General features: G+C 74.1%; 25 protein-coding genes. 13 read left to right on the forward strand and 12 right to left on the reverse strand.

Annotated features, from left to right (window positions below; genetic code table 11):
- The first annotated feature begins 5 nt into the window (after positions 1-5).
- The 5 genes from A8713_RS14410 to mshD all read left to right on the forward strand — a co-directional run bounded on the left by A8713_RS14410 (position 6) and on the right by mshD (position 5,466).
- On the forward strand, positions 6-245 hold the full coding sequence (locus A8713_RS14410; protein ID WP_064533869.1) for a hypothetical protein: 240 nt from the start codon (positions 6-8) through the stop codon (positions 243-245).
- Between the two features lie 132 nt (positions 246-377).
- Positions 378-1,127, forward strand: coding sequence for a response regulator transcription factor (locus tag A8713_RS14415; RefSeq protein WP_064533870.1), 750 nt, complete (start codon positions 378-380; stop codon positions 1,125-1,127).
- Positions 1,124-2,578: a HAMP domain-containing sensor histidine kinase gene (locus tag A8713_RS14420; RefSeq protein WP_064533871.1), complete on the forward strand. Its 1,455-nt coding sequence runs from the start codon at positions 1,124-1,126 to the stop codon at positions 2,576-2,578. Before A8713_RS14415 ends, A8713_RS14420 begins: the two co-directional genes overlap by 4 nt.
- A 101-nt stretch (positions 2,579-2,679) precedes the next feature.
- On the forward strand, positions 2,680-4,482 hold the full coding sequence (locus tag A8713_RS14425) for an immunity 49 family protein (RefSeq protein WP_064533872.1): 1,803 nt from the start codon (positions 2,680-2,682) through the stop codon (positions 4,480-4,482).
- A 63-nt stretch (positions 4,483-4,545) separates the two neighbouring features.
- Positions 4,546-5,466 carry a mycothiol synthase gene (gene mshD / locus A8713_RS14430; protein ID WP_064533873.1) on the forward strand — a complete coding sequence of 307 codons (921 nt, stop codon included), beginning with the start codon at positions 4,546-4,548 and terminating at the stop codon, positions 5,464-5,466.
- Here mshD and A8713_RS14435 read toward each other — a convergent pair.
- From A8713_RS14435 to A8713_RS14455, 5 genes are all read right to left on the reverse strand, one after another.
- On the reverse strand, positions 5,444-6,112 hold the full coding sequence (locus tag A8713_RS14435) for a hypothetical protein (RefSeq protein ID WP_064533874.1): 669 nt from the start codon (positions 6,110-6,112) through the stop codon (positions 5,444-5,446). The two genes, mshD and A8713_RS14435, sit on opposite strands and share 23 nt — an antisense overlap.
- A gap of 41 nt (positions 6,113-6,153) precedes the next feature.
- Positions 6,154-7,734 (reverse strand): hypothetical protein, encoded by a 1,581-nt coding sequence (locus A8713_RS14440; RefSeq protein ID WP_064533875.1) that lies wholly within the window; start codon positions 7,732-7,734, stop codon positions 6,154-6,156.
- Positions 7,734-8,594 carry an ATP-binding cassette domain-containing protein gene (locus A8713_RS14445; RefSeq protein ID WP_064533876.1) on the reverse strand — a complete coding sequence of 287 codons (861 nt, stop codon included), beginning with the start codon at positions 8,592-8,594 and terminating at the stop codon, positions 7,734-7,736. The genes A8713_RS14440 and A8713_RS14445 overlap by 1 nt, the downstream gene beginning before the upstream one ends.
- Positions 8,595-8,700: 106 nt before the next feature.
- Positions 8,701-9,591 carry a hypothetical protein gene (locus A8713_RS14450; protein ID WP_064533877.1) on the reverse strand — a complete coding sequence of 297 codons (891 nt, stop codon included), beginning with the start codon at positions 9,589-9,591 and terminating at the stop codon, positions 8,701-8,703.
- Positions 9,588-10,139, reverse strand: coding sequence for an RNA polymerase sigma factor (locus tag A8713_RS14455; protein WP_064533878.1), 552 nt, complete (start codon positions 10,137-10,139; stop codon positions 9,588-9,590). The genes A8713_RS14450 and A8713_RS14455 overlap by 4 nt, the downstream gene beginning before the upstream one ends.
- 413 nt (positions 10,140-10,552) lie before the next feature.
- Here A8713_RS14455 and A8713_RS14460 point away from each other — a divergent pair, with 413 nt between their 5' ends.
- From A8713_RS14460 to A8713_RS14470, 3 genes are read left to right on the forward strand one after another with little or no spacing between them, the layout of a single operon-like run.
- Positions 10,553-12,916 (forward strand): RNA degradosome polyphosphate kinase, encoded by a 2,364-nt coding sequence (locus A8713_RS14460; protein WP_382847096.1) that lies wholly within the window; start codon positions 10,553-10,555, stop codon positions 12,914-12,916.
- Entirely contained in the window at positions 12,897-14,162 is a 1,266-nt protein-coding gene (locus A8713_RS14465; RefSeq protein WP_064533880.1) for a CHAD domain-containing protein, read from the forward strand. The genes A8713_RS14460 and A8713_RS14465 overlap by 20 nt, the downstream gene beginning before the upstream one ends.
- A 14-nt stretch (positions 14,163-14,176) precedes the next feature.
- Positions 14,177-14,620, forward strand: a complete 444-nt coding sequence (locus tag A8713_RS14470; protein WP_064533881.1) for an NUDIX hydrolase — start codon at positions 14,177-14,179, stop codon at positions 14,618-14,620.
- A gap of 53 nt (positions 14,621-14,673) precedes the next feature.
- Here the strand turns inward: A8713_RS14470 and A8713_RS33815 are convergent, their stop codons facing one another.
- Positions 14,674-14,832, reverse strand: coding sequence for a hypothetical protein (locus A8713_RS33815; protein ID WP_173860783.1), 159 nt, complete (start codon positions 14,830-14,832; stop codon positions 14,674-14,676).
- A 141-nt stretch (positions 14,833-14,973) separates the two neighbouring features.
- On the opposite strand from A8713_RS33815, the gene A8713_RS14475 reads away from it, so the two are divergent.
- Both A8713_RS14475 and A8713_RS33820 read left to right on the forward strand, forming a co-directional pair.
- Positions 14,974-15,807, forward strand: coding sequence for a hypothetical protein (locus A8713_RS14475; protein ID WP_064533882.1), 834 nt, complete (start codon positions 14,974-14,976; stop codon positions 15,805-15,807).
- Positions 15,808-15,944: 137 nt separating this feature from the next.
- Positions 15,945-16,118, forward strand: a complete 174-nt coding sequence (locus A8713_RS33820; protein ID WP_173860848.1) for a hypothetical protein — start codon at positions 15,945-15,947, stop codon at positions 16,116-16,118.
- A 69-nt stretch (positions 16,119-16,187) separates the two neighbouring features.
- On the opposite strand, the gene A8713_RS14480 is transcribed toward A8713_RS33820, so the two are convergent.
- On the reverse strand, positions 16,188-16,562 hold the full coding sequence (locus A8713_RS14480; RefSeq protein ID WP_064533883.1) for a metal-sensitive transcriptional regulator: 375 nt from the start codon (positions 16,560-16,562) through the stop codon (positions 16,188-16,190).
- A 251-nt stretch (positions 16,563-16,813) separates the two neighbouring features.
- Here A8713_RS14480 and A8713_RS14485 point away from each other — a divergent pair, with 251 nt between their 5' ends.
- On the forward strand, positions 16,814-17,434 hold the full coding sequence (locus A8713_RS14485; protein WP_026252685.1) for a DUF47 domain-containing protein: 621 nt from the start codon (positions 16,814-16,816) through the stop codon (positions 17,432-17,434).
- 7 nt (positions 17,435-17,441) lie between these two features.
- Positions 17,442-18,440 (forward strand): inorganic phosphate transporter, encoded by a 999-nt coding sequence (locus A8713_RS14490; RefSeq protein ID WP_064533884.1) that lies wholly within the window; start codon positions 17,442-17,444, stop codon positions 18,438-18,440.
- A gap of 115 nt (positions 18,441-18,555) precedes the next feature.
- On the opposite strand, the gene pstB is transcribed toward A8713_RS14490, so the two are convergent.
- From pstB to A8713_RS14515, 5 genes are all read right to left on the reverse strand, one after another.
- On the reverse strand, positions 18,556-19,332 hold the full coding sequence (gene pstB / locus A8713_RS14495) for a phosphate ABC transporter ATP-binding protein PstB (RefSeq protein ID WP_018568816.1): 777 nt from the start codon (positions 19,330-19,332) through the stop codon (positions 18,556-18,558).
- 76 nt (positions 19,333-19,408) lie between these two features.
- Positions 19,409-20,461, reverse strand: coding sequence for a phosphate ABC transporter permease PstA (gene pstA, locus A8713_RS14500; RefSeq protein ID WP_064533885.1), 1,053 nt, complete (start codon positions 20,459-20,461; stop codon positions 19,409-19,411).
- A complete protein-coding gene (gene pstC, locus A8713_RS14505; protein ID WP_064533886.1) occupies positions 20,458-21,468 on the reverse strand; it encodes a phosphate ABC transporter permease subunit PstC in 1,011 nt (336 codons plus the stop codon). The genes pstA and pstC overlap by 4 nt, the downstream gene beginning before the upstream one ends.
- Before the next feature lie 103 nt (positions 21,469-21,571).
- Positions 21,572-22,699: a phosphate ABC transporter substrate-binding protein PstS gene (gene pstS / locus A8713_RS14510; protein WP_064533887.1), complete on the reverse strand. Its 1,128-nt coding sequence runs from the start codon at positions 22,697-22,699 to the stop codon at positions 21,572-21,574.
- 475 nt (positions 22,700-23,174) lie between these two features.
- Positions 23,175-23,450 carry a hypothetical protein gene (locus A8713_RS14515; protein ID WP_159393095.1) on the reverse strand — a complete coding sequence of 92 codons (276 nt, stop codon included), beginning with the start codon at positions 23,448-23,450 and terminating at the stop codon, positions 23,175-23,177.
- Between the two features lie 130 nt (positions 23,451-23,580).
- On the opposite strand from A8713_RS14515, the gene A8713_RS14520 reads away from it, so the two are divergent.
- Positions 23,581-25,170, forward strand: coding sequence for an FAD-binding oxidoreductase (locus A8713_RS14520; protein WP_064533889.1), 1,590 nt, complete (start codon positions 23,581-23,583; stop codon positions 25,168-25,170).
- Positions 25,171-25,174: the final 4 nt, after the last annotated feature.

Below are 25,174 nucleotides of genomic sequence, written 5' to 3' on the forward strand. Positions count from 1 at the left end.
ACGCCATGATCCAGCAGCTGATCCACGCGAGGACCACGAAGAACGCCACCGCCCACGCTCCCGCCACCGGCGCCCCCGCGCGCGGCACGGCCCCGGCCCCCGGCCCCGGCATCCCCGCGCGCCGCGCCCCCGAGGCCGCCGCCGGCTCCGTGGCCGTACCGCACCTGATGGGGCTGCGGATGCCCGCCGACCGCCCGCACCGGCACAAGGTGCCTCTGGGCCGGCTGACGGCCGTGGCGGCCTGAGCGGACGCGCGGCGCACGGGACAGGTGCCGGACATGGGAATCTGGGAGCAACCCACCCCGGGCCCGGGGAGCGGCCGGCCGGTCGTCCCGCCGGGCCCGGACTGCCCCGAGGAATCCGAGGAACCACCACCGATGAGTCCCGCCGACGGCGACCGCGACGACCGCGACCGAGTCTCCCAGCGCATCCTGATCGTCGACGACGAACCCGCGGTGCGCGAGGCGCTCCAGCGCAGTCTCGCCTTCGAGGGGTACGGCACCGAGGTGGCCGTGGACGGCGCCGACGCCCTGGAGAAGGCCGGCGCGTACCGGCCCGACCTGGTCGTCCTCGACATCCAGATGCCCCGTATGGACGGCCTGACCGCCGCCCGCCGGATCCGCGCCGCGGGCGACACCACCCCGATCCTCATGCTGACGGCCCGCGACACGGTCGGCGACCGGGTCACCGGCCTGGACGCCGGGGCCGACGACTACCTGGTCAAGCCCTTCGAGCTGGACGAGCTGTTCGCCCGGATCCGCGCGCTGCTGCGCCGCAGTTCGTACGCGGCGGCCGTGGACGCCTCCGTCGACGAGGGCGACGTGCTCGCCTTCGCCGATCTGCGCATGGACCTGGCGACCCGTGAGGTGACGCGCGGCGGGCGCCAGGTGGAGCTGACCCGCACCGAGTTCACCCTCCTGGAGATGTTCATGGCCCATCCGCGCCAGGTGCTCACCCGTGAGCAGATCCTGAAGGCGGTCTGGGGCTTCGACTTCGAACCCTCCTCCAACTCGCTCGACGTCTACGTCATGTACCTGCGCCGCAAGACCGAGGCGGGCGGTGAGCCGCGCCTGGTGCACACGGTGCGCGGGGTCGGCTACGTCCTGCGGCAGGGCGGCGCGGAGTGAGCAGGGCCCTGCGCCGCTTCCGTTCCCTGCCGATCCGCTCGCGACTGGCGCTGCTGGTGGCGGCGGCGGTGGCGTTCGGGGTGGCCGCGGTGTCGGTGACGTGCTGGTTCATCGTGCAGGGGAAGCTGATCCAGCAGATCGACGACGACCTGCGGGCGGCCAGCAGGCCGGTGGGCGTGCGCAGCGTGCAGAGCCTCCTCGCCAACTGCAGCAGCACACCCGGCAGCACGGACGAACGAGGTCCCGGCTCCACCGACTACTACATCCAGATCATCGACTCCGCCGGGCGGACCTGCGTCTTCGACGACTCCGTCGGCACGGTCAAGGCGACCGGCACCGACACCGCCGTCGCCCAGAACGCCGACCGGGGCCTGTCGACGCTGCACGACAGCACCGACACCAAGGGCGACCCGGTGCGCGTGCTGGCCTCCCCGCTGCTCATCGCCTCCCCGGCGGGCCCGCAGATCTACCCCGGCCACGCGCTGCTGATCGCCTCGCCCCTCAAGGACACCGACAAGACCCTCAACGACCTGGCGCTCCTGCTGCTGCTCGTGTCGGGGATAGGTGTCGTCGGGGCCGGTGCCGCGGGGCTCGCGGTGGCCCGCGCCGGTCTGCGCCCGGTCGACAAGCTCACCGAGGCCGTCGAGCACGTGGCCCGCACCGAGGACCTGGCGGTCCGCATCCCGGTCGAGGACGACAGCGAGGACGAGATCGCCCGCCTGTCCCGCTCCTTCAACTCCATGACCGCGTCCCTGGCGTCCTCCCGCGACCTCCAGCAGCAGCTGATCGCCGACGCCGGACACGAACTCCGCACGCCGCTGACCTCGCTGCGCACCAACATCGAACTGCTCACCCGCAGCGAGGAGACCGGCCGCCCGCTGCCCGAGGCCGACCGCAAGGCGCTGCTCGCCTCGGTGAAGGCCCAGATGACCGAGCTGGCCGCGCTGATCGGCGACCTCCAGGAACTGTCCCGCCCCGAGGGCCAGCGCGGCGAACGCGTCCAGGTGATCGCGCTCCAGGACACCGTCGAGTCCGCGCTGCGCCGCGCCCGGCTGCGCGGCCCGGAGCTGACCATCACCGCCGACATCGAGCCCTGGTTCGTCCGCGCCGAACCGGCGGCCATGGAACGCGCGATCGTCAACATCCTCGACAACGCGGTGAAGTTCAGCCCCGAGGGCGGCGTGGTCGAGGTCCGGCTCTCCCACGGCGTCCTCACCGTCCGCGACCACGGGCCCGGCATCCCGGCCGACGAACTCCCGCATGTCTTCGACCGCTTCTGGCGCTCCCCCGGCGCCCGCGCCCTGCCCGGCTCGGGCCTCGGCCTCTCCATCGTCGCCCGCACCGTCCAGCAGTCCGGCGGCGAGGTCGCCCTCACCCCGGCACCCGACGGCGGCATGATCGCCACGATCCGCCTCCCGGGGGCGCCCACTCCGCCGCCCGAACTGCCGTGACCTGCGGGGATGACCCGCTGTCAGTGGTCTCTTCTAGGGTGGGACCCTGAGCGTGGACGGCAGGCTGGGGGGGCAGAGCGGTGCGGGTGGAGCGGCATCAGGTGGGGGACGCCCGGGTGGCGGCCGCGGTGGAGGGGTTCGCCGGGCGGGTCGGGCGGCTGGTGCATTCGTTCTCGAAGGCCGGACCGGTGACGGCGTACGAGTACCGGCTGATCGCGGAGGAGTTCCTCGACTGTCTGGGGGCGCTGTCCGTGGCGGACCCGGGGCTCGGGTCGCCGGAGGCGAAGGCGGTGCTGGAGGACGCGGCGGAGGCGGCCGTGGGGGCGGTGGCGTACGCGGCGTACCACCCGGTGTACCCGTTCGAGGTGTTCCTCCCCTATGTGAACTGGGGGGTCTGCCACGACCGCGAAGAGGGCGAACCGCTGCCGGTCCCCCTGCGGACGGACTGGTGGCTGGACGCGTTCTGCCTGGCCGTGCCGGCCGGGCGGGCCGAGGACCACGCGGAGACCTTCCGCTTCGCGTGGTGGGCCCGGCGCGCTCCCGCCGAGAGACGGACCGGACTGCCCGACGACGAGCTGGTCAACGGCTTCCTGGCGTACGTCCTCGGGGACACGGGCGGCGAGGAGGACGGCCACCCGCCCTCCGACGAGCAGCAGGTGGCCGCGCTCGACGCGGCGATCGGGCGGGTGCGGGCGGGAGACGGCGGGGGCGGTGCCGCCGGGCCGGACGACCGGGCGGAGACCGTCGGGCTGCTCGCGCTGCGGGCGCTCGCCGCGGGAGACCGCGAGGCGTTCCGGGACGCTCTGGTACGGCTGCTGCGGCCGGTCGCCGAGGCCGCGGGGCCGGATGCCGCCCCGCGCACACTGCTGCCGCTGCTGCCCCTCGCCCTCGCGGCCCTCGCCCACCGGCGCGAGGGCCGGCCGCCGGAGATCGAGAGCGACTATCTGCCGTACGGGCCGGTCACCGGGTTCGAGCGCGAGGGGCCGCGGGTCGGGCCCTATGGACAGGAGGCGCGGTCCGGCACCCGTGCCGAACCGCCCACCGGACCGCCCACCGGACCTGCCACCGGACCTGCCGCCGGGCCGGTGCGGTTCGCGCGGCCCGAACTGCCCGGCGGGACGCGGCCGGACAGAGAGACGTGGCTCCGGGAGCAGGTGCGCGACGCGCTGGACCCCGACCCCGCCGACCCGTACGCCACCTGGGAGCTGTCGCGCGCCCTCCACCATCTGGAACTGCTGGTCACGGGCCAGGCCCGCGGGGCGGCCGATCCCGGCGAGGCGATGGCCGACGACGTGCTGCTGGGCTCGCGGTGCGGCGCCGTCGTCTTCCGCGCGGCCCTCGCCGAGCCCGGCACCGAGGTCGAGGCCGAACTCGGCGGCAGGACGGTCCGGTACGCCGCCTGGAAGGCGGACGACGGGCCCGACGCGCGCACCTGGCAGCTCGCCGTGAACCTCGCCCTGATCTCCGGCCGCCCCGACGACCTCGCCCCGCTGCTCGCGGCCGGACCGCCCGAGGAGCGCTACGGCGACACCCCGCTCACCGGCTACCGCCGCGCCCTGCACGCCCAGCTGAGCGGCACGGACCCGCGGCCCGCCCTCGACACGGCCCTGCGGCGGTGCGCGGCGATACGCAGCTCCGCGTTCCTGCCGCCGCCGCTGGTGCTGCTCTCGCAGTTCACCGGTGGTGACGAGGAGAGCTTCAACCTGGCCCTGCTGGACGCCCTGGAGACCCATCGCGACCACTTCTCGGTGGGCGACCGGGCCGAGGGCCCCGACGCCGCCCTCAGCCTGGACGTCCTGGCGCTGGCCTGCCACGCCCGCCGCCGGGGCTGGGAGATCAGGGTCGAGTCGCCCTATCTGCCGCCCCGGCTGCTCCGGCCGGCGCGCCCGCTCCAGAGCCCGTAGGGCGAGGGGCCCGATCCGCGCGAGACCTCCGCCGCCCGGTCCCCGCTCGGTACTCTCGGACGCATGACCAGCGACGAGACCGCACCGACCGCCCGCTCACTGGAGACCGTCACCGCGCTCTCCCCGGACCAGGCCGACGCCGTCCTCGGCCTGATCGCCGCGGCGGCCCGCGCCGACGGGCAGCAGGCCGTGTCCGAACAGGGCAGGCTCCAGTTGCGCGGCGGCGCCCGCGAGGGGGTGTCGCATCTGCTGCTGCACGTCGACGGCGAACTGGCCGGGTACGCGCAGCTGGAGGACACCGACCCGGTGGAGGCACCCGCCGCCGAACTGGTCGTGCACCCGGCGCACCGCGGGCACGGACACGGCAGGGCGCTCGGCTCGGCGCTGCTGGCCGCCTCCGGACGGCGGCTGCGGGTGTGGGCGCACGGGGGGCACTCCGCCGCCCGGCACCTCGCCCAGGTCCTCGGGCTGACCCTGTTCCGCGAACTGCGGCAGATGCGGCGCCCGCTCGCCGGCTTCGACCTGCCCGAGCCGGTGTGGCCGCAGGGCGTCACCGTAAGGGAGTTCGTGCCCGGCCGGGACGACGCCGCCTGGCTCGCCGTGAACGCGGAGGCGTTCGCCCACCACCCCGAGCAGGGTTCCCTCACCCAGCGGGACCTGGACGCCCGCAAGGCCGAGTCCTGGTTCGACCCGGGCGGCTTCTTCCTGGCCGAGCGCGAGGGCCGGCTGATCGGCTTCCACTGGACCAAGGTGCACGCCGAGGACGGCCTCGGCGAGGTGTACGTCCTCGGGGTGCGGCCCGGCGCGCAGGGCGGCGGCCTCGGCAAGGCGCTCACCGTGACCGGCCTGCGGCACCTGGCCGCGCGCGGTCTGCCCACCGCGATGCTGTACGTCGACGCCGACAACAAGGCGGCGGTCTCGGTCTACGAGCGGCTGGGCTTCACGACGTACGAGACGGACCTCATGTACCGGACGGAGATCTGAGGCCCGCGCTGCCCCGGTGACCGGCCGCGCGCCGGCGGCCCAGGGGGTCGGGCAGGCACGCCGCCCAGGCCAGCGCGGCGGTGACGCCGATCGCCGCCCACCACCGGTGCGCCACCGCCCAGTTCGGGTCGTCCGGGACCGGCAGCAGGCTCCACCGCTGCGGTGCCAGCAGCAGGGCGACGGCGAGCACGAGCAGGGTGAGCGCGACCGTCGTGCCCGGCGTGGGCTCGGGGCCGAAGCGCACCGTGGCCGCCGCGAGGGCCAGCGCGGTCAGCGCGACCGCCGCCGCCTCCAGGGTGAGCGGGCCGGCCGGCGGGCGGGCCCGCTCCGGCACGAGGAGCAGCGCGGCGGCCCACCAGGCCGCGGCGAGCGGGGCGACGAGCGCCAGCCGCAGCGCCGCGCGCACGGGCCGCCGTACCGGCACCGCCGAGGTGGTGTGCCGGGCCGGGTCGTCGAGCAGGAACGCCAGCGCGAACCCGCCGAGCAGCGCGACCAGCCGCAGCACGACCACTCCGGCCGCCGGGCCCGGACCGCCACCGGACACCAGCCGGGTGCCGCCCGCGCAGAGCAGTGCCAGCCCGCCCGCCGCGCCGAACACCCGCCACGGCAGCGCCCGCCACACCGGCCGGACCAGCGCGCCGATCACCCGGCGCGGCGTCCCGTCGGCGCCCCGCTCCTGACCTCCCGTCACCTCTCGCACGAGTCCGTGTCCTTCCCGTGGCCGATGCCCGGCACGTGCAGCAGTTCGGCGACCCGGGCCGTGGAGGTGCCGGGTGCGGTCAGTTCCTTCCAGTGGCCGCGTACGGCGGAGGCGACCTCCGCGTGCGGGCGGCCGAGCAGCGTGCGGACGACGTCGGTCTGGCCGGCGCTCATCAGCAGGTTGCCGGTGGGCGTCAGCGCGACGGCGCCGCCCTCGACGCTGTCGTCGATGCGGACATCGCGCAGGGAGGCGAGCGGGTCGGCGTCCCCGCCCAGGGCGAGCCACAGGACGGTGACGACGCGGCCGTCGCACAGTTCGGACCCGGCGTGCTCGTCGCCCGCGACCAGGACGGAGGCGAGGCCGACGGCGTACTCGGGGACGCGGTTGCCGCCCCAGCGGGTGCCGACCGTGACCGTGCCGGGCACGGTGGACGGGTCGTAGGAGGGGTCGTTGTCCAGGCCGTAGCGCGCCTCGACGCGCTGGCGCACGGTCAGCGGGCGGGTGGCGGCGGTGCCCCCGGCCAGGGCGCGGACACGGTCGGTGGTTTTCGCCCAGGCCCCGGTGCGGCCGGTCCACTCGGGCAGCGCGCAGTACGTGGTGGCGCCGTGCGCCGTGCAGCGCTCGACGGCCTCCGGGTGCGCGGACACCTGGGCGCGGGCCGCCAGGAGCGCGGCGGAGGGCCCCTGGGACTGGCCGGCGATGCCGGTGGCGGTCGCGGCGAGCGCGAGCGCGGTGAGCGCCGCGACGCCGGTGGAGCGCCCGCCCGAACGCAGCAGGGCGGCACCCAGCAGCAGGACGGCGAGGCCCGCCAGATAGAGGGCGTGCCAGGCGGCCGGGCGGCCCACCAGGTCGGAGGGGAACGGGTCGGCGCCGCTCTCGGTGACGACCGGGGACAGCCAGCGCTTCCAGTGGGCGCCGCCCGTCGCCGTGGTGAGGAACAGACCGGCCAGCAGCACGCCGACGACGACGAGCGGCGCGGCATGCACCGAGGGGACCAGCCGGGCCAGCAGCACGCCCGCGACCCCGCCGAGCAGGGTCACCAGCGGCGCCACCGACAGCTCGGCGAGCGAGCCGTGGCCGACCGCGCCCGGCTCCAGCGCGTCCGAGGTGAAGCGGGCGGCGACGACGAGGGCGGTGAGCAGCGCGAACGGCACGACGGACAGGGCGTGGGCGAGGGTGCGCCGCCACGGCTCCATGACCAGCACGCCGAACTGCTCGTCGGTGCCCCGGCGCAGGGAGCGCAGCACGGCCCGGTCGGCGCAGACGAACAGGGCGAGGCCGAGCAGCAGTCCGCCGCTCTGGGTGGCCCGGTCGGCGTCCTGGAGGGCGGGGTGGTCGGCCATGCCCTCCCGGCCGGTCAGTTCGTGCCAGCCGGTGTGGCCGGAGTAGATCTGCCAGGCGGTCGCGGCGACGTACACCGCGAAGAAGACCAGCACCACGGGGTGCCGGGCCAGTTCGCGGGTCTCGGCGCGGGCCAGGGCGAGGACGGCGCGGGCGCGCGGGCCGTGCGGGCCGCCGTCGGCGGCGGTCGCGGCCGGGTGCGCCGGGCGTGCGGTGGTCGTCGTCATCACGCCGCCGCCTTGCTGCCGGAGTCGTCGAGGGCCAGCAGGTAGCCGTCCTCCAGGGTGGGTTCGAGCAGGCGGGCGCCCTCGGGCGGATCGCCGACGTTGCGGAAGTCGCCGGTGCCGGTGCGCCAGCCGGCGCGGGCGGCCGGGTCGCGCTCGGTGCCGCTCCACACCCGGCCCGCGGCCTGCGCGGTCAGTTCGGCGGGGGTGCCCTCGAAGCGGATCCGGCCGCCGGCCATGACGATCACGTGGTTGCAGAGCATCGCGACGTCCTCGGTCTGGTGGGTGGACAGCAGCACGGTGCGGCCCTCGGCGGTACGGGTGACCAGGTCCCGGAAGCGCATCCGCTGCTCGGGGTCGAGGCCGACGGTGGGTTCGTCCAGCACCACGAAGCGGGGGGCGCCGACGAGCGCGGCGGCGAGGGCCACGCGCTGGCGCATGCCGCCGGAGAGCTTCTTGATGCGCCGTCCGCGTACGTCGCCGAGCCCGGCCTCCTCCAGGGCGCGCCGCACCGCGCGGTGGCGGGCGCCGCGGTCGGTCAGCTCCTTCAGGATCGCCACGTAGTCGACGAAGGCGAACGCGGTGAAGTCCGGGTGCAGTCCCGGGTTCTGCGGCAGGTAGCCGAGCAGGCGGCGCAGAGCCAGACGGCCGGCCGTGGTGCCCGGGTCGTGGCCGAGCACGGTGAACGCGCCCCGGTCGGCGGGCACGGCCGTGGCCAGCACCCGCAACAGGGTCGTCTTCCCGGCGCCGTTGGGCCCGAGCAGCCCGGTGATGCCCTCCTCCAGCCGCAGCGACACGTCGTCGAGCGCGGCGACGCCGCCGTAGCGGAGGGTGAGCCCGGAGGCGGAGACTGTGACGGTCACGAGGCACTCCCGTGCAGAGGATCGAAGCGGGTCGCGGTCATGGGGGCGGGGCCGGGGCCGGGGGCGGGATCCGGGGTGGTGGGGGTCAGAGCTTGCGGCGCGGGCGTCACGGCCGGTGGTTCCCGTACGGCAGGTCCCCGTGCGGGGGGCGGGCCGTGGCCATGTCGAAGCGGTCGCGCAGCCGGTAGAGGAGGGCGGCGGCGAGGGCGGCGACCGCGGCGGCCGTGCCCTGGCCGGCGGCCGTGAACGGCGGCAGGGGCGCGTCCCCGTGCCGGGTCGCCTCCGCCGCCAGCAGGAGGGCGGTCCAGGCGCCGCCGGTCAGGGCGGGGGCGAGGACCGGGCCGAGGCGGGGGGTGAGGGCGAGGCCGGTCGAGGTGAGGGCGAGCGCGGGCAGCAGCCAGGCCAGGGCGCGCGGCCCGTAGCCGGGCAGGGCGAGGGTGGCGAGGCCGTTGACGCCGAGCGCGGCGACCAGCACCGCGACCGCACGCGTCAGCACCAGCCGGAACCCGTGCATCGGGGCGACCACGGTCATCTCGTACGCCGGGTCGAACGCGGGCCCGTAGGCGAGGGCGACGCCCGCCAGCGGGAGGAGCGGGGCGAGCGCGAGGAACAGGGTGGGCGAGTCCGGGCCGCGCAGGGTGTCGGAGACCGCCGCCGTCATCACCAGGACAGCGGTGACCGCGATCAGCCACGACCGGCGCAGCACCGGCGTGGCGGCCAGCAGCCGCGCGGTGTGGCCGGCGACGCCGCAGCGCACCAGCAGCGCCTCCAGCGGGCCGGGGCGGGGCGCGTCCAGTTCGGCGTCCAGCCGGGCCCAGCCCTCGTCCAGCGCGGCCTGGTCGGCGAGCGCGGCGAGCCGGGCCCGGCATCCGGCGCAGCCGGCGAGGTGGGTGTCGGCGGACCACAGCAGGGGTGCGGTGAGTTCGCCGCGGTCGTAGGCGCGCAGGTCCTCGTCGGCGAGGTGCCAGGTCTTCCGGGGTGTCGTTCCGCCGCTCATGCCAGCGCCTCCCGCAGTTGCTTGCGGGCGCGCAGGGCCCGCGTCTTGACCGTGCCGGGCGGGATGCCGAGCAGGACGGCCGCCTCCCGGGTGGTGAGTCCGTCGACGACCGTGGCCTGGAGTACGGCCCGCAGTTCCGGCGAGAGCCGGGTGAGGGCGCCCGCGAGGTCCCCGTGCTCGACGCCCGCGAGGACGCGTTCCTCGGCGGACGCCTCGTCGCGGTGGCGCAGCCGGGTCAGGGCCTGGCGCAGCCTGCCGCGCGCGCCGTCGCCGCGCAGGGCGTCGATCAGCCGGCGCGAGCCGATCCGCCACAGCCAGCCGGCCGCGTCCTGGGCGGCGGCCTCCTCCCGGTAGCGCGCCGTGCCGCGCCACACCGCGAGGAAGGTCTCCTGGACGACGTCGTCGACCATCGCCGGGTCGGCGCAGCGTCCGCGCAGCCGGGCGGCCAGCCACGGCGCGTACCGCCGGTACAGCTCCTCGAAGGCGCGCCGGTCGCGGTCCGCCGCGATGGCCCGCAGCAGTTCCCCGTCGCTTCTCGTTCCGCTCACATCTCCTCTTCGGACGGACCCCGCGTACCGGTTCACGGCACACGCGACCCGAATCCGGGCCGGCCGGGAGGCCCGCCGGTCACCCGGTGGGCTTCTGGCCGGCCGGGGACGGTCCCTGCCAGGTTCCCCCACGGCCGGGACCGGCCCCCGGCGGGCCCCCGGCCGGGGACCCACCGGCAGATCCCACGAGGCTTCGGGCAGCCCGGGACGGCCCCAGGCCCCTGGCCGTCCGGCACACCGACCGCCACCGCCACCACCCCGACCCGGCACACCGACCACCACCGCCACCACCCCGACCCGGCAAAAGCACCGCCCCGCCCCCGGAGGGCCCCGCCCCCGCAGGCCGCCCCCCGATATCCCGCACGTCATGTCTCCGTAACCGTTGATTCAGACGGGCTTGCGACGCTCGGTCAATGAGACCCGCCGTGCCTGAGCCTGCGCCGCCCCCGGAGGGGACCGCAGCCGTGCTCCCGCCCGCGCCTTCCGACGCGCCTGTCCCCCTCCCCGCGCGGAAGAATGGATTTATGAGCCAGCCAGACGCCCAGGCAGCAGCGCAGCAGGTCCCGCACCCCCAGCCCTCCGTGGGCGCCCTCGCGGCCCACCGCCCGCACACCGTGGCCGCGGCCGTCTCCGATCTGGAACCCGACATCGACGCCGATCTGGACGTCTACGAGGAGCCCGGGGAAGGCGGGGACGGCGAGGAGCGGCTGCCGCAGGGCCGCTTCCTCGACCGGGAGCGCAGCTGGCTCGCCTTCAACGAACGCGTGCTGGAGCTGGCCGAGGACCCGGACACCCCGCTGCTGGAGCGGGCCAACTTCCTCGCGATCTTCGCCAGCAACCTGGACGAGTTCTTCATGGTCCGGGTGGCCGGCCTCAAGCGCCGTATCGCCACCGGGGTGGCCACCCGCTCCGCCTCCGGGCTCCAGCCGCGCGAGGTGCTGGAGATGATCTGGGCCCGCTCGCGCGAGCTCATGGCCCGGCACGCCGCCTGCTACCACGAGGACGTCGCCCCGGCGCTCGCCGAGGAGGGCATCCACCTGGTCCGCTGGGGCGAGCTGGCCGAGAAGGAGCAGGCCCGCCTGTTCACGCTGTTCCGGCAGCGCATCTTCCCGGTGCTGACCCCGCTGGCCGTGGACCCCGCGCACCCCTTCCCGTACATCTCCGGCCTCTCCCTGAACCTGGCCGTCGTGGTGCGCAACCCGGTCACCGGGCACCGCCACTTCGCCCGCGTCAAGGTGCCGCCGCTGCTCAACCGCTTCCTGGAGAGCTCCCCGGGCCGCTACGTCCCCCTGGAGGACGTGATCGCCGCCCATCTGGAGGAGCTGTTCCCGGGCATGGAGGTCCTGGAGCACCACACCTTCCGCCTCACCCGCAACGAGGACCTGGAGGTGGAGGAGGACGACACCGAGAACCTGCTCCAGGCCCTGGAGAAGGAGCTGATGCGGCGCCGCTTCGGGCCGCCGGTGCGCCTGGAGGTGGAGGAGTCCATCGACCGGGAGGTGCTCGACCTGCTGGTGCGCGAGCTGAAGATCAGCGAGGCCGAGGTCTACCCGCTGCCCGGCCCGCTCGACCTCACCGGCCTGTTCCGCATCCACAGCCTGGACCGGCCCGAGCTGAAGTACCCCAAGTTCGTCGCCGGGACCCACCGCGACCTCGCCGAGGTCGAGTCGTCCACCCCGCCGGACATCTTCGCCGCGCTGCGCAGCCGCGACGTGCTGCTGCACCACCCCTACGACTCGTTCTCCACGTCCGTGCAGGCGTTCCTGGAGCAGGCCGCCGCCGACCCGGACGTGCTGGCCATCAAGCAGACCCTGTACCGGACCTCGGGCGACTCCCCCATAGTCGACGCGCTCATCGACGCCGCCGAGTCCGGCAAGCAGGTCCTCGTGCTGGTCGAGATCAAGGCCCGCTTCGACGAGCACGCCAACATCAAGTGGGCGCGCAAGCTGGAGGAGGCCGGCTGCCATGTCGTCTACGGGCTCGTCGGCCTGAAGACGCACTGCAAGCTGTCCCTGGTGGTCCGCCAGGAGGGCGACGACACGCTGCGCCGCTACAGCCACGTCGGCACCGGCAACTACCACCCCAAGACCGCCCGCCTGTACGAGGACCTCGGGCTGCTCACCGCCGACCCGCAGGTCGGCGCGGACCTCTCCGACCTGTTCAACCGGCTCTCCGGCTACTCCCGCCGCGAGACCTACCGCCGGCTGCTGGTCGCCCCCAAGTCCCTGCGCGACGGCCTGATCTCCCGCATCAACAAGGAGATACAGCACCACCGGGCGGGCCGCCCCGCCTTCATCCGTATCAAGGTCAACTCGATGGTCGACGAGGCCGTCGTGGACGCGCTGTACGGCGCCTCCCAGGCGGGCGTGCCCGTCGACGTGTGGGTGCGCGGCATCTGCGCCCTGCGCCCCGGCGTGCCGGGCCTGTCGGAGAACATCCGCGTCCGCTCGATCCTCGGCCGCTTCCTGGAGCACTCCAGGGTCTTCGCGTTCGGCGGGGGCGGCGAGCCGGAGGTGTGGATCGGCAGCGCCGACATGATGCACCGCAACCTCGACCGCCGTATCGAGGCGCTGGTCCGGGTCACCGACCCGGGTCACCGGGCGGCCCTGAACCGGCTGCTGGAGACCGGCATGGCCGACACCACGTCCTCCTGGCACCTCGGCCCGGACGGCGACTGGACCCGGCACGCGAGTGACGCGGACGGCCAGCCCCTGCGCAACATCCAGGAGACGCTCATAGACGCCCGGAGGCGCCGGCGTGGCACAGCAACACCTTGACCCGACGGAGAACCCCACCGCCGCCGGGCCGCCGGGCGGGCCCGCCGGGCCGGGCGGCGGCACGGGCGCGGACGCCCTGGCGGCCTATCTGCGGGCCCAGGCCACGGAGTTCCTGAGGGCGCTGCGCCTGCACCGCGAGGCGGGGCCCGCGGCGGGCGCCGGCGAGGAGGCCGCCGAAGCGGCGCGCGCCCTGCGCCGCTCGGCCCGCCGCATCAGCGGCAGCCTGCACACCTTCCGCGGCGCCCTGGACGAGACCTGGGCGGAGGAGCTGCGTCCCGAACTGGCCTGGCTGTCGGGCACCCTGGCCCGCGAACACGCCTGCCAGGCCCGGCTGGACCGGCTGCTGGCCGCGCTGCACCGGCTCTCCGGTCCGGCCGGACCGGCCGGACCGGCCGGCTTCCCCGCTGCCGCGACCGCGGGCGGCGGCCGCGCCGACCTGGCCGCGGCCGGCCGGAGCGCCGCCGTGCCGGGCAGCCGCACCGCCCCGGCGGGCGGAGGCGCCGTGGGGCTCCAGGCGCCGGCTCCCGCGGCGGACCGCGGCAGCCTCACCGTGGGCGCCGCCAAGGCGGGCGCGCTGCTGGACCGCCAGCTCACCCTGGCCCGCACCCGCGCCCACTCCACCGCGCTCCAGGCACTGGGTTCCAGCCGCTTCCACGCCGTCGCCGACAAGGTCGCCGTCCTCGCCAGCGACGTGCCCCTCACCCCCGCCGCGCACACCACGGACCTGCGCGCCCTGGCCGCGGCCGCCGAGGAGCGCCTGGCCGACGCGGTCGCCGCCCTGCCGCTGGTCACCGCGGGCAGCCCCTACAACGCGGAGGCGCTGATCCACGGCCTGTCCCCGGACCCGGCCCCGCACCCGCAGGACGCCCCCTGGCACCAGGTCCGGCTGCTGCTGCGGCTGCACCGCTACGCCCAGGAGGCCCTGCGCGGCGGGCTCCCGGCCGACGGTCCTTACAGCCCGGACGGTACGGACAGTCCGGACGCCCTCGACGCCCCGGACCCGGACACGGGCGCGGACGGTGCCGGTGCCGGTGCGCGGCTGCCGGCCGCCGGCCGGGCCCTGGACCGGCACCGCGACGCCTCGGAGGCCGCCGCGGCGGCGGCCTCGGCGGCCCGCACCCCGCGCATCGCCCCGGCGACGGCGTACGCGCTCGGGGTGCTCCACGCCGACCAGCGGCACGAGGTGGAGGCGGCGCGGTTCGTCTTCCAGCAGTCCTGGCCGGTCCGGGCCGTGGGCACGGGCTGAGGGCGGGGGACCGGGTGGCATCCGCGAAGGACACCGTGGTGGCGGCGGCCGGCTGTGTGCTGTGGCGCCGCTCGCCGGTGGACGGCACGCTCGAACTCTGCGTGATCCACCGGCCGAAGTACGACGACTGGTCCTGGCCCAAGGGCAAGCTGAAGCGCGGCGAGGACCCGCTCGCGGGGGCGCTGCGCGAGGTCCTGGAGGAGACCGGGCACCCCGCCGTGCCCGGCCCGGAGCTGAGCACCGTGGCCTATCTGGCCGACGGGCGCCCCAAGCGGGTGCGCTACTGGGCCGCCGAGGCCGGGCCCGGCCGCTTCGTGCCGGGCCGGGAGGTGGACCGGCTGCGCTGGCTCGCTCCGGCCGCCGCCCGCGACCGGCTCACCCGGGCCCGCGACCGCGAGCTGGTCGGCGAACTGCTGCGCGCGCTGGAGGGGAGCGTCCCGCGGCCGCCCACCACGTGACCCTCAGCCACCCGCCACTCGCCACTCGCCATCCACCGCCCGCCGCCCGAGCCTCAGCCGCCCGCCGCGTGCGCCTCCGCGTCCGCGCGGGCCAGGCTGCGCGCCCTGCGGGCGGGCCCGCGCCAGCCGCAGTCGCACCGGGCCAGACAGAAACGGCCCTGTTCGACGGTGGTCGTGCGGTGTTCCCGCTGCCGTGCTTCCTCCTGCGCCACGGCGTCCACGCTACCCATCCCGGGTGAACGCCCGGTGCCGCCTTGCCGCCGTCCGCCCCCGCGCGTGACGGGGCTCCCTACCCGTCGTTAACCGGACGACAGGGGCCCGGTACGGACGCGGCAGCTGGGGGTAGGCAGGCGATGACCAAGCGGCGGCAGGCGAGCGGGGCGGTGGTGCTCGCGGCGGGGCTGCTGCTCTGCGCGGGCGCCTCGGGATGCTCCGGCAGGGGCATGGCGGCCGAGGACGCGCGGGCCGCCGACGATCCGGTGCACACCCTGCGCCAGGCCCCCGACGCGCTGCTGCGGGCGGGCAGCTCCCAGGCGCGTACGTCGATGGAGATGGCCGCCGGCGGCACCCGGGTGACGATCCGCGGCGAGGGCGCCTACGACTTCCGCACCCAGCACGGGCAGCTGACGGTGATCCTGCCGCAGGACCCGGCCGGGGCCACCGGGCACCCGCCGATCGTCGAACTGCTCGCGCCGGGCGCGCTGTACATGAAGAACCGGGGCGCGGGCGTGCCCGCCGACAAGTGGGTGCGGGTGGCGACGGCCACGCTCTCCGACGGCAATCTGGTCACCGGCGGCGCCACCGACCCGTTCGCCGCCGCCGAGGTGCTGCGCGGGACGCGGACGGCGCGGTACGTGGGCCGGACGCAGGTCGCGGGGGTGGCGGTACGGCACTTCCGGGGCACCGCCGATCTCGCCCTGGCGGCGGACGGCGCCTCGGCGGCCGGCCGGGGCGCGCTGCGGGCGGCGGCGAAAGGGTTCGCCACGGCCGAGGTGCCGTTCGACGCCTATCTCGACGACCAGGGCCGCGTGCGCAAGCTCCGGCAGAGCTACGCATTTGTGAACGCCCGGCGGAAGGGCACGGTGGAGGTGTTCTCCACCACACTGCTGTACGCCTTCGGGACCAAGGTGACCGTGACCCTGCCGCGCGAGAAGGACATCTTCACCGGTCGGGTGGCCGAGGAGTGACCCGGTGCGCCGGGGGCGCACCCGGCGCGGGGCCGGAATCGACCGGTGGACTAGCCCTTCCGTGCCATGCGCGGGGTGTGCGCCGCTCCCTACTCTGGGTCTGCGGTCGCCGCGCCCGGTGACGCAGGGAAGAGGTGATGCGCGTGGCCCCGGTCGGCGGTACGGCGGTGCAGGACCACGTGGCCCTCGCCGAGATCGAGCTGTGCGGCGAGCTGATCATCGCCGCCTCGGCCGCCCGGGAGCGGCTGAGCCTGGAGTACATCGACGAGGTGCTGCGGGTGACGGAGGAGCGCCGCGGTCCCGGCCGGTGATCCGCGCCGGGGCGTGCGCCCCCGCGTGCGGCCGGGCGCCCGCCGGCCGGTGCGCGCGGCGGCCGGGGCTCAGGTGCGCAGCAGCCGGCCGATGGCCTTGGTGGCCTCCTCGACCTTGGCGTCGATCTCCGCGCCGCCCTTGACGGCCGCGTCGGCGACGCAGTGCCGCAGGTGCTCCTCCAGCAGTTGCAGGGCGAAGGACTGGAGGGCCTTGGTGGAGGCGGACACCTGGGTGAGTATGTCGATGCAGTACGTGTCCTCGTCGACCATCCGCTGGAGCCCGCGGATCTGGCCCTCGATCCGGCGCAGCCGTTTGAGATGTTCGTCCTTCTGTTTGTGGTAGCCGTACGTGGCGTGTTCGTGGCCCTCGGCCTCGCACGGCGCGGTGTGCTCCGCTCCGGTGGCCCCCAGGGGCGCCGTGGCACCCGCCTCGGTGGTCGTCATCGCGTCCTCCCGCTCGGAACGGAAAACAAACGGAAACTCAAGGAGCACACCCCGGGCACACCGCGGGCCCACTCCGGGCATACCCCTACCGGGTATATTCTAACGAATTTTTCCGGGTAAAGGGCCCTTCGCCCGCCCCCGTGCCGACCACTGTGCCTGATGGGCGACACTGGGGGACGGCCCCTTAGCCGTGGCCGGATGATGCGCTTAGCATCACCCTGACCGAAACCGAAGCACCCCGAGGACCCCACGTGCGCTTTCGTCTGACCCCCAGGGAGACGAGCTTCTACGACATGTTCGCCGCGTCCGCGGACAACATCGTCACGGGCTCCAAGCTCCTGATGGAACTGCTCGGGGCGGACGCGTCCGCCCGAGCCGAGATCGCAGAGCGTATGCGGGCCGCCGAACACGCCGGTGACGACGCCACGCACGCGATCTTCCACCAGCTGAACTCCTCGTTCATCACGCCCTTCGACCGCGAGGACATCTACTCCCTCGCGTCGTCCCTGGACGACATCATGGACTTCATGGAGGAGGCCGTCGACCTGGTCGTCCTCTACAACGTCGAGGAACTGCCCAAGGGCGTCGAGCAGCAGATCGAGGTCCTGGCGCGGGCCGCGGAGCTGACCGCCGAGGCCATGCCGCACCTGCGGACCATGGACAACCTCACCGAGTACTGGATCGAGGTGAACCGCCTGGAGAACCAGGCGGACCAGATCCACCGCAAGCTGCTCGCCCACCTGTTCAACGGCAAGTACGACGCGATCGAGGTGCTGAAGCTCAAGCAGATCGTGGACGTGCTGGAAGAGGCGGCCGACGCCTTCGAGCACGTGGCGAACACGGTGGAGACCATCGCGGTCAAGGAGTCCTGAGGCGTCCATGGACACCTTCGCTCTGGTTCTGACCATCCTGGTCGCGCTCGGTTTCGCGTACACCAACGGCTTCCACGACTCCGCCAACGCCATCGCCACCTCCGTCTCCACCCGCGCGCTCACCCCGCGCGCCGCGCTGGCGATGGCCGCGGTGATGAACCTCGCCGGTGCCTTCCTCGGCAGCGGCATCGCCAAGACGGTCAGCGAGGGGCTGATCGACACGCCCACCGGCGGCAAGGGGATGGGGATCCTCTTCTCGGCCCTGCTGGGCGCCATCGTCTGGAACCTGACCACCTGGTACTTCGGCCTGCCCTCGTCCTCCTCGCACGCGCTGTTCGGCGGCCTGGTCGGCGCCGCGCTCGCGGGCGGTACGACCGTGTACTGGTCCGGGGTGATGGACAAGGTCGTCACCCCGATGTTCCTGTCCCCGGTGGTCGGTCTGATCGTCGGCTATCTGGTCATGACGGCCATCATGTGGATCTTCCGCCGGACCAACCCGCACAAGGCCAAGCGGGGCTTCCGCATAGCGCAGACGGTGTCGGCGGCCGGCATGGCGCTCGGCCACGGCCTCCAGGACGCGCAGAAGACCATGGGCGTCGTCGTGATGGCGCTGGTCATCGGCGGAGTCGAGACCTACGGCGACCCGATCCCGGTGTGGGTGAAGCTGGTCTCCGCGCTGATGCTGTCGCTGGGCACCTACGCGGGCGGCTGGCGCATCATGCGCACCCTGGGCCGCAAGATCATCGAGCTGGACCCGCCGCAGGGCTTCGCCGCCGAGGCGACCGGCGCCTCGATCATGTTCGGCACGGCCTTCCTCTTCAAGGCCCCGATCTCCACCACCCATGTGATCACCTCGGCGATCATGGGCGTGGGCGCCACCAAGCGGGTCAACGCGGTCCGCTGGGGCGTGGCCAAGAACATCGTCCTCGGCTGGTTCATCACCATGCCGGCCGCGGCCGTCGTCTCGGCCGTCGCGTTCTGGCTGATCGACCTCGCGTTCCTGTAGGAACCGCGCCACCGCGCCGTACACACGCACAGGGCCCGCCCCCGGAGACCGGGGGCGGGCCCTTCCGCGTCCTCGCGGTGGCACCGCCATGCAGCACCGCGAGGGGCCTGGGGGATCAGCCGAAGCGGCCGGAGATGTAGTCCTCCGTGGCCTGCACCGACGGGTTGGAGAAGATCCGCTCGGTGTCGTCGATCTCGATCAGCCGGCCCGGCTGGCCCACGCCCGCCAGGTTGAAGAACGCCGTACGGTCCGAGACGCGGGCCGCCTGCTGCATGTTGTGCGTCACGATGACGATCGTGAAGCGCTCCTTCAGCTCGCCGATCAGATCCTCGATGGCGAGGGTGGAGATCGGGTCGAGCGCCGAGCAGGGCTCGTCCATCAGCAGCACCTTCGGCTCGACCGCGATGGCGCGGGCGATGCACAGCCGCTGCTGCTGACCGCCGGACAGCCCCGAGCCCGGCTTGTTCAGACGGTCCTTGACCTCGTTCCAGAGGTTGGCGCCCTTGAGCGACTTCTCGACGATGTCGCCCAGCTCGCTCTTCTTGTGGCCGCCGTTCAGCCGCAGCCCGGCCGCCACGTTGTCGAAGATCGACATGGTGGGGAACGGGTTCGGCCGCTGGAAGACCATGCCGACCTCGCGGCGGACCGAGACCGGGTCTATCCCGGTGCCGTACAGGTCCTCGGAGTCCAGCATCACCTTGCCCTCGACCCGGCCGCCGGGGGTGACCTCGTGCATCCGGTTGAGGGTCCGCAGGAACGTCGACTTGCCGCAGCCGGACGGCCCGATGAACGCCGTCACCGAACGCGGCTCGACCGTCATCGAGATGTCCTCGATCGCCTTGTGGGAGCCGTAGTACGCGGTGAGCCCGCTCACGTCGATTCGCTTGGCCATGACTACTTCTTCACTTCCGTCTCAGTCGCCGAGGGGGTCGCTTGGCGACCGGCCACGCGGCGGTAGCCGCACAGGGTTAACGAGGGGCCTTCCAGCGGGCGATGCCGCGGGCCACCAGGTTGAGGATCATCACCGCGGCGATCAGGGTGAGCGAGGCCGCCCACGCCCGGTCGTACGCCGCGCCGGAGCCCGCGCTGTTCGCGTACTGCTGGTAGATGTACAGCGGCAGCGAAGCCTGCGCCCCTTCGAAGGGATTGGTGTTGATGAAGGGGTTGCCGAACACCAGCAGCAGCACGGGTGCGGTCTCGCCGGCGATACGGGCGATGGCCAGCACGATGCCGGTGGTGATGCCGCCGATCGAGGTCGGCAGGACCACCTTGAGGATCGTCCGCCACTTGGGCACGCCCAGGGCGAGCGAGGCCTCGCGCAGCTCGTTCGGTACGAGCTTGAGCATCTCCTCGGTGGAGCGGACCACGACCGGCATCATCAGGATGGCCAGGGCCAGCGAACCGGCGAAGCCGAACGGCTCCATGTCGAAGATCAGCATCAGGCTGAGGATGAACAGGCCCGCGACGATGGACGGGATGCCCGTCATGACGTCGACGAAGAAGGTCACCGCGCGGGCGAGGTTGCCCCGCCCGTACTCGACCAGGTAGATCGCGGTGAGCACACCGATCGGGGCACCGATCGCGGTGGCGAGGCCGACCTGTTCGAGGCTGCCGATGATCGCGTGGTAGATGCCGCCGCCCGGCTCGGTGTCGGCGACGACGCCCATGGAGTGCGACAGGAAGTAGAAGTCCAGGACCTTCACCCCGCGCCGCACCGTCGTCCACACCAGGGAGATCAGCGGCACCAGGGCGATCAGGAAGGAGACCCAGACCAGGCTGGTGACGACCCGGTCCTTGGCCTGGCGGCGGCCCTCGACCCGGGCGGTGACGCCGTAGGTGCCCAGAATGAACAGCAGGGCGGCGATCAGCCCCCACTGGACGCGGCTGTGCAGGTCGCCGACGACGCCGATGACGACGGCCACGACGACGGATCCGGCGGCGGTCGCCCACGGGGTCCACTTGGGCAGGCGGGCGCCGCGCAGGCTGCTCGGACGCCGGTCGGCGATGGTCGCGGTGCTCATGCGTTGGCCCCCGAGTACTCCTTGCGGCGGGCGATGATCAGCCGGGCCGCGCCGTTGACCAGCAGGGTGATGACGAACAGGACCAGACCGGAGGCGATCAGCGCGTCCCGGCCGAACTCGGTCGCCTCGCTGAACTTGCTGGCGATGTTCTGGGCGAAGGTGCCGCCGCCCGGGTCGAGCAGGCTGGCCTTGATGTCGAAGGTCGGGGAGAGCACGGTGGCGACGGCGATCGTCTCGCCGAGCGCGCGGCCGAGGCCGAGCATCGAGGCGGAGATCACGCCCGAGCGGCCGAAGGGCAGCACCGCCATGCGGATGACCTCCCAGCGGGTGGCACCGAGGGCCAGCGCGGCCTCCTCGTGCATCCGCGGCGCCTGCCGGAACACCTCACGGCTGACGTTGGTCACGATCGGCAGGATCATGATGGAGAGCAGGATGCCCACGGTGAGCATCGACCGGGGGGCGCCGCCCTCCCAGGAGAAGATGCCGGTCCAGCCGAGGTAGTCGTTCAGCCAGCTGAAGAGGCCGTCCAGGTGCGGCACCAGGACCAGGGCGCCCCACAGGCCGTACACGATGGACGGCACGGCGGCGAGCAGGTCGATCACGTACGAGATCGGACCGCTGAGCCGGCGCGGGGCGTAGTGGGTGAGGAAGAGCGCGATGGCGACCGCGATCGGGACCGCGACGACCATGGCGACCACCGAGGACACCACGGTGCCGAAGGCCAGCACGGCGATGCCGAAGACCGGCGGCTGCACACCGGTGTTCCACTCGAAGGTGGTCAGGAAGTTGCCGTCGTCCTTGCTGATGGCCAGGCACGCGCGGTAGGTCAGGAAGGCCGCGATGGCGGCCATGATCACGAGCAGCAGGATGCCCGAGCCGCGGGAGAGACCGAGGAAGATCCGGTCTCCGGGGCGGGTGACGCCGCGGCCGGTGCGCTGGTCGGCCGGGCCGGGGCTGGGCGGGAGCGGGGGTGCGTCGGCGTCTGTCTTCTGTGTCGATATGTCCATCGGGTTCTCCGGTCTGCGGAGCCGTGCGCGGGGCGCGGCTCCTGGCGGCGGTGCACCGGACGGTGCGGTCCGGCCCCGGTACCGGGGCCGGACCGCACGCGGATCAGCTCAGGCCCTCGATGGTGGTGCGGACCTTGCCGATGATGGCGTCGGGGATCGGCGCGTAGTCGTTGGCGGTGAGGATCTTCTGGCCGTCCTCACTGGCGATGTAGCGCAGGAACGCCTTGGTGGCGGGCAGGGTGTCGGACTTGTTGCCCTTGTCGCAGACGATCTCGTAGGTGACCAGGACCATCGGGTACGCGCCCTCGGCCTTGGTGTTGTAGTTCAGCTTGAGCGCCAGGTCGCTGCCGGTGCCGACGACCTGGGCGTCCGCGATGGCCTTGCTGGCGTTCTCGACGGTGGCCTTGACCGGGGCGGCGGCACCGGTGTTGATGGCGACCGTGCTCAGGCCCTTGGCGTAGGAGAGCTCGAAGTAGCCGATCGCGCCGTCGGTCTGCTTGACCTGCTGCGCCACACCGGAGGACTGCGGGGCGGCCTGGCCGTCCTTCGCCTGCCAGGCCTTGCCGCCCGAGTACTTCCAGTCGTTCGGCGCGGCGGCCTTGAGGTACTTGGTGAAGTTGTCCGTGGTGCCGGACTCGTCCGAGCGGTGGAACGCCTGGATCTTGAGGCTGGGCAGCTTCGCCTTCGGGTTCAGCTGCTTGATCTCCGGGGCGTCCCAGGTCTTGATCTTGCCGTCGAAGATCTTGGCCAGGGTCGGCGCGTCCAGGACCAGGTCGTCGACGCCGGAGACGTTGTAACCGACGGCGATCGGGCCGCCCACCATCGGCAGGTCGATGCCCTGACCGCCGGTGCAGACCTTCTTCGAGGCCTCGATCTCCTCGGGCTTCAGCGCGGAGTCGGAGCCCGCGAAGGCGACCTGGCCCTGGCTGAACGCGGTGACACCGGCGCCGGAGCCGCCGCCCTTGTAGTTGATCTGCGTGCCACAGGCCTGGCTGAACTGCTTGACCCAGGCGTCGATCGCGTTCTTCTGCGCGGAAGAGCCGTCAGCCCGCAGCTGCCCCTTCGCGCCGTCGCACTTGACGGAGCTGTTCGAGGCGGCGGTGCTGCCGCTGCCGGAGGCGTCGCTCTTACCGCCGGTGTCGTCCGAACCGCACGCCGTGAGGGCCAGGGCGCCGGAGACGGCGAGGACGCCGAGAGCGAGTGCCCGCCGGTTCTTGCGCTGAAGCTTCACTTGAGGGAGTTCCTTCCAGGAGCCGCCGTCCTGATCGGCGGCGTGCGAAGAGTGACTGGCACCGATGCGACGAGATGCGCATCAGCACCGGGTAAGGCCGAAATTAGGCAGAACAGATGAAGCGGCCGATGGCCGGAAGTGAACGCGGGGTGAACCCCTGCCGTCGGTGCGGTGAGGTCACGGAACGCTCACGGGGAGAACACGCGTAGATCCCGATGGGGTCCCTCCGGGGGTGCGGGCTGCCTCCGATGGGGCCCCTCCGGGAGTGCGGAGGGACGCGGGGGCGGGGAGGCGAAGGGCGGGGAGGCAAGGGGGCGGGGAGGCGGGGAGGCGGGGAGATGTGCGAGTGGAGGGCGGCAGACGGCGGACGACGGAGCGGCGCGGCGGCGCGGCGGCGGCAGGCGATGGGCCACAAGGGCATCCGCCCGAGAGGCGCCTGCACGTCCGCGTCCCCGTCACGCTCACCGACAGGCGTTCACCGGCGGGCGATGGCCTGCGCGCGGTGGCCGACGCGCGGCGGGGCGGGGCCGCCGGTCCGCACGCCGACCCGCACCGAGCCCACGGGCCAGCGGGGCAGCCGGGCGGCCGGACAGCCGGGCAGCCGGGCAGCCGCCCGCGAGACCGCCGGAGCGTGGCCGACGGCCCGGCGGTCGGCAGGCCGCGGGCCGCGGGTCGCGAGCCGGGACCCACCACCACCGGCCGCGGTGGTGGTGGCGGCGACGGTCCGGCCGGTGACGGGCCGTCCCCCCACCGGCCACCGGCTGAACACGCCCCCGCGCGCCCCCGCGCCCCCACAGGCTCCTGTGCACGCCCCCGCGAGGGAACCCTCCGGCCCCTCGCGCTCGTCTCGGTTCCGGGGGGGCTGACGAGAGGCGCGGAGCATGGAACGACGTGGGTTCATGGCGGGCGGCGCGGCGGTGGTCGCGGCCTTCGCCACGGCCTCGTGCAGCGGCGGCGGTGGCGACGGAGCGGCGCCCCGGGCGCCCGGCGGCACCGGCACCGCCACCGGGCGGGGCACGGCGGCCCCGGCCCCCGCGACCGGCACCCGGACGACCGGCACCCCCGCCCCCGCCGACTGGTCCGCGCTCGCCCGGTCCCTCGACGGCACCCTGGTCCGCCCCGGCGACACCGGCTGGACCACGGCCCACCGGCTCTACAACACCCGCTTCGACAGCCTGCGGCCCGCCGCCGTCGCCTACGTGGCACACCCCGACGACATCCGTACGGCCCTCTCCTACGCCCGCGCCCACCGGCTGCGCGTGGCGATCCGCAACGGCGGCCACTCCTACGCGGGCTGGTCCTCCGGCGACGGCCGCCTGATCGTCGACGTGTCGCAGCTCGCCGCGGTCCGGGCGAGCGGCACCTCGGCGGTGGTCGGCGCCGGCGCCAAGCTCATCGACGTCTACCGGGCACTCGCCGCGAAGGGCGTGACCATACCGGCCGGCTCCTGCCCGACCGTGGGCGTCTCCGGCCTCGTCCTGGGCGGCGGCCACGGCGTCGTCTCCCGCGCCTACGGCCTGACCTGCGACAGCCTGACCCAGGCCACCCTGGTCACGGCCGACGGCCGGCAGCTCACCGCGGACGCCGCCGAGAACCCGGACCTGTTCTGGGCGCTGCGCGGCGCGGGCAACGGCAACTTCGGCGTCGTCACCGAGCTGCGCTTCCGCACCCGCCCCGCGCCCCAGGCGGTCTCCGCGTATCTGAGCTGGCCGTGGGCGCGGGCGGCCGGCGTGGTGCGGGCCTGGCAGGAGTGGGGTCCGGACCAGCCGGACGAGATCTGGTCCTCGCTGCATCTGGAGAACACCCCGGGCGGCGCCCCGAAGGTGTCCGTGGCCGCCTTCTCGCTGGGCACCTACGGCGAGCTGCAGAACGCGGTGGACCGCCTGGCCGACCGCTGCGGCGCGGCGTCGGGCGTCTCGCTCAACCGCCACTCCTACGAGGGCGCCATGGAGTCCTACGCGGGCTGCTCGTCCTTCGCCGCCGAACCCCAGTGCCATCTGCCCGGCGCCGCCCCGGGCCGCTCCCCGCAGGGCGCACTCGGCCGGGAGACCTACGCGGCCCGCTCGGACTTCTTCGACCGCTCGCTCTCCCCGGCCGCCGTCCAGACCCTGCTGGCCCAGGTGGAGGCGGTCACCGGCGGCCCCGGCAGCGTCGCGTTCACCGCGCTCGGCGGCGCCGTCAACCGGGTCTCCCCCACCGCGACCGCCTTCGTGCACCGGCGTTCCCGCATGCTCGCCCAGTACATCGCGTCCTGGACCCCCGGGACCCCGGGCACGGCGGCCCGGTCATGGCTCACCGCCGCGCACGGCGCGATGCGCCCCCACGCCTCCGGAGCCGCGTACCAGAACTACACCGACCCGTCCCTGACGGACTGGCGCACGGCCTACTACGGCGACGCGGCGGACCGCCTGGTGAAGGTGAAGCAGCAGTACGACCCGGACCGCTTCTTCTCGTCCCCGCAGAGCCTGTAGCGGT

It is taken from the genome of Streptomyces sp. SAT1, from assembly GCF_001654495.1.
GTDB lineage: Bacteria > Actinomycetota > Actinomycetes > Streptomycetales > Streptomycetaceae > Streptomyces > Streptomyces andamanensis.

What these genes read in the sequence shown, in the direction of transcription:
- A8713_RS14475 (WP_064533882.1), top strand. Translation starts at nt 14,974, where the DNA reads ATGACCAAGCGGCGGCAGGCGAGCGGGGCGGTGGTGCTCGCGGCGGGG.
- A8713_RS14450 (WP_064533877.1), bottom strand. Translation starts at nt 9,591, where the DNA reads ATGAGCGGCGGAACGACACCCCGGAAGACCTGGCACCTCGCCGACGAG.
- A8713_RS14410 (WP_064533869.1), top strand. Translation starts at nt 6, where the DNA reads ATGATCCAGCAGCTGATCCACGCGAGGACCACGAAGAACGCCACCGCC.
- A8713_RS14520 (WP_064533889.1), top strand. Translation starts at nt 23,581, where the DNA reads ATGGAACGACGTGGGTTCATGGCGGGCGGCGCGGCGGTGGTCGCGGCC.
- A8713_RS14490 (WP_064533884.1), top strand. Translation starts at nt 17,442, where the DNA reads ATGGACACCTTCGCTCTGGTTCTGACCATCCTGGTCGCGCTCGGTTTC.
- pstC (WP_064533886.1), bottom strand. Translation starts at nt 21,468, where the DNA reads ATGGACATATCGACACAGAAGACAGACGCCGACGCACCCCCGCTCCCG.
- A8713_RS14440 (WP_064533875.1), bottom strand. Translation starts at nt 7,734, where the DNA reads ATGACGACGACCACCGCACGCCCGGCGCACCCGGCCGCGACCGCCGCC.
- pstA (WP_064533885.1), bottom strand. Translation starts at nt 20,461, where the DNA reads ATGAGCACCGCGACCATCGCCGACCGGCGTCCGAGCAGCCTGCGCGGC.
- pstB (WP_018568816.1), bottom strand. Translation starts at nt 19,332, where the DNA reads ATGGCCAAGCGAATCGACGTGAGCGGGCTCACCGCGTACTACGGCTCC.
- A8713_RS14415 (WP_064533870.1), top strand. Translation starts at nt 378, where the DNA reads ATGAGTCCCGCCGACGGCGACCGCGACGACCGCGACCGAGTCTCCCAG.
- A8713_RS33820 (WP_173860848.1), top strand. Translation starts at nt 15,945, where the DNA reads ATGCGCGTGGCCCCGGTCGGCGGTACGGCGGTGCAGGACCACGTGGCC.
- A8713_RS14480 (WP_064533883.1), bottom strand. Translation starts at nt 16,562, where the DNA reads ATGACGACCACCGAGGCGGGTGCCACGGCGCCCCTGGGGGCCACCGGA.
- mshD (WP_064533873.1), top strand. Translation starts at nt 4,546, where the DNA reads ATGACCAGCGACGAGACCGCACCGACCGCCCGCTCACTGGAGACCGTC.
- A8713_RS14460 (WP_382847096.1), top strand. Translation starts at nt 10,553, where the DNA reads ATGAGACCCGCCGTGCCTGAGCCTGCGCCGCCCCCGGAGGGGACCGCA.